General features: G+C 63.8%; 7 protein-coding genes. 4 read left to right on the top strand and 3 right to left on the bottom strand.

Annotated features, from left to right (window positions below; translation table 11 throughout):
• Positions 1-474: MBL fold metallo-hydrolase (locus IC66_RS0133495; RefSeq protein ID WP_038950568.1), on the top strand; the 474-nt coding region annotated here is incomplete at its 5' end.
• Between the two features lie 114 nt (positions 475-588).
• On the opposite strand, the gene IC66_RS0133490 is transcribed toward IC66_RS0133495, so the two are convergent.
• Together IC66_RS0133490 and IC66_RS0133485 are read right to left on the bottom strand one after the other, a co-directional pair.
• Positions 589-1443 (bottom strand): DUF1499 domain-containing protein, encoded by an 855-nt coding sequence (locus IC66_RS0133490; RefSeq protein ID WP_028144022.1) that lies wholly within the window; start codon positions 1441-1443, stop codon positions 589-591.
• A 287-nt stretch (positions 1444-1730) separates the two neighbouring features.
• Positions 1731-3359 (bottom strand): fatty-acid--CoA ligase, encoded by a 1629-nt coding sequence (locus tag IC66_RS0133485; protein ID WP_038950567.1) that lies wholly within the window; start codon positions 3357-3359, stop codon positions 1731-1733.
• A 65-nt stretch (positions 3360-3424) separates the two neighbouring features.
• Here IC66_RS0133485 and IC66_RS0133480 point away from each other — a divergent pair, with 65 nt between their 5' ends.
• Complete coding sequence (locus IC66_RS0133480) at positions 3425-4534, top strand: extensin family protein (protein ID WP_038950566.1); 1110 nt, start codon at positions 3425-3427, stop codon at positions 4532-4534.
• A gap of 36 nt (positions 4535-4570) precedes the next feature.
• Here IC66_RS0133480 and IC66_RS0133475 read toward each other — a convergent pair whose 3' ends face one another.
• Positions 4571-5257 carry a L,D-transpeptidase gene (locus tag IC66_RS0133475; protein WP_018321707.1) on the bottom strand — a complete coding sequence of 229 codons (687 nt, stop codon included), beginning with the start codon at positions 5255-5257 and terminating at the stop codon, positions 4571-4573.
• A gap of 337 nt (positions 5258-5594) precedes the next feature.
• On the opposite strand from IC66_RS0133475, the gene IC66_RS0133465 reads away from it, so the two are divergent.
• Both IC66_RS0133465 and IC66_RS43870 read left to right on the top strand, forming a co-directional pair.
• A complete protein-coding gene (locus IC66_RS0133465; protein WP_028144018.1) occupies positions 5595-6572 on the top strand; it encodes a magnesium transporter CorA family protein in 978 nt (325 codons plus the stop codon).
• 204 nt (positions 6573-6776) lie between these two features.
• Positions 6777-6995 carry a hypothetical protein gene (locus IC66_RS43870; protein ID WP_038972668.1) on the top strand — a complete coding sequence of 73 codons (219 nt, stop codon included), beginning with the start codon at positions 6777-6779 and terminating at the stop codon, positions 6993-6995.
• Positions 6996-7608 lie beyond the last annotated feature (613 nt).

The raw sequence follows: 7608 nt of genomic DNA, 5'->3' as shown, positions 1-7608 counted from the left end.
GGTTGGCGGCTCGAGGCCGTGGCGACGCCGGGGCACACCGCCAATCATCTGGCATTCGCCTGGCCGGAGCGAAAGTTCAACTTCGTCGGCGATCACGTGATGGGCTGGTCGACCTCGATCGTGGCGCCGCCCGACGGCTCGATGATCGACTACATGGACTCGCTCGACCGGCTCGCCGCACGCGAGGAGGATCTCTACTTCTCCGGCCATGGCCCCGAGATCCCCGACGGCCAGCGCTTCGTCCGCTTCCTGATCCGTCATCGCAAGGCGCGCGAGGCCTCGATCCTGCACCGCCTCGCCAAGGGCGAGACCGACATCCCGACCATGGTCCGCGCGATCTATATCGGGATCGATCCGAGGCTGACGACGGCCGCCGGCTATTCCGTGCTGGCGCACCTGGAAGATCTGGTCGCCCGCGGCGTGGTCGCGACCGAGGGCGATCCCGTGATTGGCGGGACGTATCGGATGGCCTAGCTCGTCATTCCGGGGCGCGCGTCAGCGCGAACCCGGAATCCATTCATCCACCAACGCTGCGGCCCGATGGATTCCGGGCTCGATGCTTCGCATCGCCCCGGAATGACTGCGGGGCTATTTCTTCACCGTCTTTGCCGGCGCCTTCGGTGGCGCCACCGGCGTCTTCTTCACCGGCTTGAGCGCGTCGGCATCGGCGGCGGTGTTGAGATCGTCGATGAATTTCTTGACGCGCGCGGCATTGCTGCCGAGATCACTGTCGAAATTGCGCGAGGCAGAGCGGATGTCGACGCGGGAATCATCGCCGTCCGGCACGAACCTTATCGAAATGTCCTCGCGAAAACCCATGATCGGCGTGCGCGCCACCGCCTCGATACGGCCGATGCGGCGCGGCGGCTGCGGTGCGCGCTCGTCGATGACGATCCATTTGCGCTTGTTGACGAGTTGCAGCGCGATCGCATAGGCGCGATCGACGGAAATCTCGAGCTCGACGGGCTCGATATCAGGGTAGAAATGGCGCTGCTGCTCCGCGGAATAGAGCCCGGCATAGACCGCGGTGTTGGTGCCCTCGCCGGTGCGCAGGCGCGCCAGCGCGTCGAAACGCGGCGGATCGATCGGGTCGGTGGTGATGTCGTAGATCGCCGGCAGCTTGCGATATTGCAAGGCCAGATAGGCGGGATAGGCGAGGATCGCCCCGTCGATGAGCAAAGCGAGCAGGATGCGCGCCATGCCGCGCGAGCCGTTCTGCCAGATCGCGGCAAAGCCGGCGAGCCCGAACAGGATCGACAGGCCCGATATCGCGAGCCCGCCGAAGAAGGTCGCGAGCGCCGGCTTCGGCTCCAGGAAATCGAAGCGGACGATGATGATCGAGACCACCACCGCCACCACCGCGAACACGGCCAGATTGCGCGCCCAGCTCGCGAGGCTGGACACGGGCTCCGACTGATAGGGAGCGGAAAACCTGCGGGCCATCGAGTGAGCTCTGCCGGGGTTGGCGATGCCGGCCGATCTGGCGCGACGATGGGCCGTTGAGACCACGGCGCGGGGGCAAATTCAAGGGACTTACCCTCCCCTGGAGGGGGAGGGTCGATCGCGCGGAGCGCGAGCGGGGTGGGGTGACAGTGTCTCCATTTGAGGCGGTGACCGTGTGGAGAGATCACCCCACCCCGTCTCACATTGCGCTTCGCTTCATGTGAGCCGACCCACGGGCGAGCTCCGCTCGTCCCGGACCCTCCGGGGGAGGGTGGCCCCGAGCGCGCTTACGCCGCCGCGTTCGGGAAGCGATAATCCTTGAACTGGTCGCGCAGCGCCGTCTTCAGGATCTTGCCAGTGGCGGTGTGCGGAATACCTTCGACGAAGGCGACGTCGTCGGGCATCCACCATTTGGCGATCTTGCCGTCCATGTATTTGAGGATCTCCTCGCGGGTGGCCTGCTGACCCTGCTTGAGCTGCACGATCAGGAGCGGCCGCTCGTCCCATTTGGGGTGGAACACGCCGATCACGGCGGCTTCCGCCACGGCCGGATGACCGACCGCGAGGTTTTCGAGGTCGATCGAGGAGATCCACTCGCCGCCGGACTTGATCACGTCCTTGGAGCGGTCGGTGATCCGCATGTAGCCGTCCTCGTCGATGGTCGAGACGTCGCCGGTATCGAAGAAGCCGTCCTCGTCGAGGATGCTGCTCTCGACACGGTAATAGGCCTTGGCGACGGCAGGGCCGGAGACCTTGAGGCGGCCGAAGGTCTTGCCGTCCCAGGGCAGCTCCTTGCCGGCATCGTCGGTGATCTTCATCTCGACCGCGAAGGGCGCATAGCCCTGCATCTGCAGCACGTCGAGCCGCGCATCCCCCGTGGCGTTCTGGAACGGTGGCTTCAGCGCCGCGACGCTGCCGATCGGGCTCATCTCGGTCATGCCCCAGGCGTGACGCACGTTCGAGCCCATGTCGAGGAAGGCCTTGATCATCGAGCGCGGCATCGCCGAGCCGCCGCAGATCACCATCTTCAGGTCCGGCAGCTTGAGATTATTGGCGGTCATGTGCTGGAGCAGCATCAGCCACACGGTGGGCACGCCGGCGGTGTGCGTCACCTTCTCGGTCGAGAGCAGCTCGTAGACCGAGGCGCCGTCGAGCTTGGCGCCGGGCATGACCAGCTTGGTGCCCTGCGAGGGCGCGGAGAAGGCGATGCCCCAGCTATTGGCATGGAACAGCGGAACCACCGGCAGCATCGTCTCGGACGCACTGGTGCCGAGCGCGTCGACATTGTTGGCCATCAGCGCATGCAGCACGTTGGAGCGATGCGAATACAGCACACCCTTCGGGTCACCGGTCGTGCCCGACGTGTAACACATCGCCGCTGCCGTGTTCTCGTCAAAGTCCTTCCATTTGAATTTGCCGTCGGCCTCCGCAATCCAGTCCTCGTAGGCGACCACATTCTTCAGCGTCGTCTGCGGCATGTGCGCCTTGTCGGTGAGCACGACGTAGCGTTCCACGCTCGTCAGCTTGTCGGCGATCTTCTCCAGGACCGGAACGAAGGTGATATCGGTCATCACGATGCGGTCCTGCGCATGGTTGATGATCCAGGCGATCTGCTCGGGGAAAAGGCGGGGATTGACGGTATGGCAGATGGCGCCGATCCCCATGATGCCGTACCACACCTCGAGATGGCGCCAGGTGTTCCAGGCGATCGTTGCGACACGGTCGCCGAGCTTGATGCCGTCGCGCTCCAGCATCTGCGAGACCTTGAGCGCGCGCTTGTGGATCTCGGCGTAATTGGTGCGATGGATCGGTCCCTCGACCGAGCGAGTAACCACCTCCTGCTTGCCATGAATTTTGGCGGCGTGTTCGATGATCCGGTGGCAGAGCAGGGGCCAATCTTGCATCAAACCAAGCATTCCGACGTTCCTCCGAGAAGTCGCTGGGCGCGTTGTCGCTCTCAGCGTTGGGCCAAAGAATTGTCATGAGTTTTAGCCTGCCGGACTTTCGCCGCAAATGGTCTTGTCGCGGCTATATGTCCGCTGGCGCGGCAATGGTTACCGCTGTGCTCGGGCTGTCGCTCGTGCTCGCCGAGAGGGCAGAGGCGCGAAAATATACGTCCCCGCTGGATATCTTCGGTATCGCCGCACCACGGCCGCGCCCCGCGGTTCATTCCGCCAGGATCCCGCTGCCGCGACCGCGCCCCGAGGAGGCGCCCAAGGCATCGGACGAGGCCCCGCCGGAGGCGGACGGCAAGCCTTCGGCGGACAAGCCCGGCGCCGACAAGCCCGCCGAGGCTGCGGTACCGGCCCAGAAGCCGGTCTCGGCCTGCCGTCTCGCGCTGACCGAGGAGATCGCGATCGCACCCTCGATTCCGGATATCCGCGGCCCCGGCGCCTGTGGCGGCGAGGATCTGGTGCGGCTGGAAGCCGTCGTCCTGCCGGACAAGCGCAAGGTGACGGTCAAGCCGGCGGCGATCCTTCGCTGCACCATGGCGTCGGCGATCGCCGATTGGCTGCGCAAGGACATGGCGCCGCTGGCCACCAGCCTCGGCTCGACCATTGGCGAACTCGACAATTTCGATTCGTTCGAGTGCCGCGGACGCAACCGCGTCGTCGGCGCGCTGCTGTCTGAGCACGGCAAGGCCAACGCCCTCGACGTCCGCGGCATCAAGCTGGCCAATGGGCAGTCGATCGGCCTCACCGACCGCACCATGTCGCGCGAGGTGCGCGAGCGCGTGCTGCACTCGGTCTGCGCGCGGTTTTCCACCGTGCTCGGCCCGGGCTCGGACTGGTACCATGAGGACCATATCCATCTGGATTTGGCGCAGCGGCGCAACGACTACCGGATCTGCCAGTGGAACGTCTGGGATCCCCTGCCGCAGGTCGCCCCGCTGCTGCCGGCGGAACGCCCCGAGGAGGCGCCACCGCGCGAGGTCGCGGCCAAGCCCGAGGTCAAGCCCGAGGCCAAGCCTGAAGAAAAGGAAGGAGCTGACGACGAGGCGGTCCAGAAGTCCGCGGCGCCTGCGAAAAAGCCGGCGGCCGAAGGCAGCAAGTCCCAGCCGCGCAAGCCGGCAACAAAAAAGCGCCGGTGAAACCGGCGCTTTTGGATCTCAGAGATCAGCAGGCGATCAGTAGCTGCCCGCCTGGCCGGTCTGGCTGCCGCCGAGCGCCAGCCGCGAATTGTAGGGCGAATCGCCGTGCTTCGGCTCGAGCACCACGACGAGGGTGCCGAGCTTGACGCGGTCATAGAGATCGATCGCGTCCTCGTTGGTCAGGCGGATGCAGCCCGACGAGATCGAGGCGCCGATATATTCCGGCTGGTTGGTGCCGTGGATGCGGAACAACGTGTCTTTCCCGCCGGAATAGAGGTAAATCGCGCGAGAGCCCATCGGATTGTCCGGGCCGGGTGCGACATAGGTCGGCACGCCCAGGCGCGAAATTTCGCCGGGGGTGGGGTGCCAGGCCGGCCACTCGGTCTTGCTGCCCACCTTGGCGATGCCCGACCAGGCCATGGCCTCTTCGCCAACGGTGATGCCGTAACGGATCGCCTTGCCGCCATCCAGCACGTAATAGAGGTAGTGATTGTCGGAATCGACCACGATCGAGCCGGGCGATTCCTTGCGGTGGTATTGGACGATGGCGCGACGGAACGGCTCCGCAACCGGGGTGTTCTCGTACCGAACCTTGGCGAGCAGTTCCTTGTCCTTCGGCTTGAAGGCTTTGGTGTCGGTCGCCTCGAAATGCGTGGCCTGCATGCAGCCCGACAGCATCAGGCCGGCGGCCAGAATTCCCAACTTAACTTTCAGCGACGACATGATTTGGTTCCAATCAAAACAATACCGTGCGGAAGGCCTGAGCTTACCGCCCAAGTTCCTCGACTCCGTTAATCCCATTATCGTTGAAATCTGCCACAATTCCAGCACTGAAGGCCTTATCCCGCGCTGCGAGACCCAAGCTGTGGCTTTTCTGCCGCAAGTTTTGCGGCCCCGTGAAGATTTTTGGGCCAAAGGGGGCCGGACTGTCGATTCCGTGCCACAGTTGAGCCATGGCACCGCCACAAATGCCAACGCTCCGTTAATGTGGTTGTCATCGTGAACTTGTCAGAATCGCGCTAAGGGCTGTCATTCTGTCGCAGGTTCTCTGGAGTCGTGCATGTTTTCGGTGTTTGTTCCCTCAGAGTCCGTCCTGAAGAAGGTTGTCATCGAAGATCTTACCGCGTTGCCAGAAAGCGCGGTCTGGATCGATCTCGTCAACCCGAGCGCGGCCGAGGACAAGGCGGTGGAGCGGCTCGCCGGCATCGCCATCCCGACCCGGGAAGACATGCAGGAGATCGAGATCTCCAGCCGTCTCTATATCGAGAACGGCGCCCGCTACATGACCGCGACGCTGATGTGCCACTCCGATACCGACATGCCCCGGACTACGGCGGTGACCTTCATCCTCGGCGACCACCGCCTGGTGACGGTGCGCTACGACCTGCCGAAGCCGTTCGCCCTGGTCGAGGCCAAGCTCGCCCGCTCCTGCACGCCCTCCATTACCGGCGAGATGGTGCTGATGGAACTGCTGGACGCCGTGATCGACCGCTGCGCCGACATCCTGGAGCGCTGCGGCGCCGAGATCGACCAGGTCAGCCACGACATCTTCGAGCCCGAGAGCGAGCGCCACGGTCACGCCAAGCAGTATTCCCAGATCCTGATCTCGATCGGCCGCAAAGGCGATCTGACCTCGAAGGTTCGCGAGAGCCTGGTGTCGATCGGCCGCGTCGTCACCTTCCTTTCGGCGGTGGTGGAGGGCGTGAAATGGTCGAAGGACATGCGCGAGCAGCTCAAGACCATGCAGCGTGACGTTTCCTCGCTGACCGACCACGCCTCCTATCTCTCCAGCAAGATCACCTTCGTGCTCGATGCCATGCTCGGCGTCGTCAATCTCGAGCAGAACAACATCATCAAGCTGTTCTCGGTCATGGCCGTCGTGCTGATGCCGCCGACGCTGATCGCCTCGATCTACGGCATGAACTTCAAGATGATGCCGGAACTCGAATGGGCGCACGGCTATCCGATGGCGCTGGTGATGATGCTTGTCGCCGCGATTCTTCCGTACTGGCTCTTCAAGTGGAAGAAGTGGCTCTGATCTCGTCGCGCTCGGAAAATAGCTACCGAGACCTTACGCCGGTCGTACAGACACGGTGAATCGTGTCGCAGAATAGATCGGGATTGAGGCCGCGCCGTGATGTGTTCGCCGTGCCGCAATTCCTCCGGTAAAATTTGAGCGGTGGGCTGAACGTTTGCGCGAAACTTGTCTGCGATAAGCAGTGCGTAGCCGCGAGGAACAACCATGGTTGAAAAACACATAACGTCGCCCCGCAACGTCATCGACCTGGCGAACTATCGTCAGGTCCTGGCGAGCGGCAAGGCGTCGTCGATGTCGGCACGCATGTGCCGGCACTGTGGTGCTCCGCTGCTCGACGGTGAGAACGACGACGACTGCTCGACCGCATTCAGCACGGCCGCTCCGCGGCCGCGCGACAGGTCACGTCGGATTCGAATCGATTGAGGAACGGAAGGCGAGGGCGATCCAGGTCTTGCGGCGGCGTTGTCTGGATCGCCTTGCTTCCCTTTCTCTTCAGGGCAATCGGCTGTGACGTCCGATTGGCGGGTGCGCTGGAGAGCGACTGAACCGCCCATCCAGCCGAAAGCGGGACCTGTGTCGCGCTCTGTCAATCCTCGTCGCCGAAAATATTCCACTTTACCGAAATTCGGTTTCGGCGTATGTGTTGCCCATCCCGGCTCACCAAGAGGGGCGATCATGTGTCGTCACGCATCGCGAGCCGGGCTTGCGGTGGACGCGGCAGCGTCGGCACGAGAGGCGCGGGCAGGGCGGGGTGTCCCTGTGAGCCCGAGGCTTCGTGCGACGAGCGGCGCTGTCAGGCTTCGTCTCGTCTGTAAGTTTCCAGCTTTGTCGACAGGGCTCGGGAAAACTGCGGCGAAATGGCGGGCCGTGCGTACGGCAAAACCGTGTGGTCCTGGCCGTCGTTGCTACGGTCAAGTCCTGCGAAGGTGCGAGCGAGCCCAACCGGGCAGACTGCATCATCAATTCGCGGGGCGAGGGAGGCCAGAAGGAATGGTCGGCTCCCGGGAGATCACGGCATAAGCCGTCCAGCCACTGC

Source organism: Bradyrhizobium genomosp. III, from assembly GCF_000261705.1.
Lineage (GTDB): Bacteria > Pseudomonadota > Alphaproteobacteria > Rhizobiales > Xanthobacteraceae > Bradyrhizobium > Bradyrhizobium ottawaense.
This window is presented reverse-complemented; position numbering and strand designations above follow the sequence as displayed.

What these genes read in the sequence shown, in the direction of transcription:
- IC66_RS0133475 (WP_018321707.1), bottom strand. Translation starts at nt 5,257, where the DNA reads ATGTCGTCGCTGAAAGTTAAGTTGGGAATTCTGGCCGCCGGCCTGATG.
- IC66_RS0133480 (WP_038950566.1), top strand. Translation starts at nt 3,425, where the DNA reads ATGAGTTTTAGCCTGCCGGACTTTCGCCGCAAATGGTCTTGTCGCGGC.
- IC66_RS0133465 (WP_028144018.1), top strand. Translation starts at nt 5,595, where the DNA reads ATGTTTTCGGTGTTTGTTCCCTCAGAGTCCGTCCTGAAGAAGGTTGTC.
- IC66_RS43870 (WP_038972668.1), top strand. Translation starts at nt 6,777, where the DNA reads ATGGTTGAAAAACACATAACGTCGCCCCGCAACGTCATCGACCTGGCG.
- IC66_RS0133485 (WP_038950567.1), bottom strand. Translation starts at nt 3,359, where the DNA reads ATGCTTGGTTTGATGCAAGATTGGCCCCTGCTCTGCCACCGGATCATC.
- IC66_RS0133490 (WP_028144022.1), bottom strand. Translation starts at nt 1,443, where the DNA reads ATGGCCCGCAGGTTTTCCGCTCCCTATCAGTCGGAGCCCGTGTCCAGC.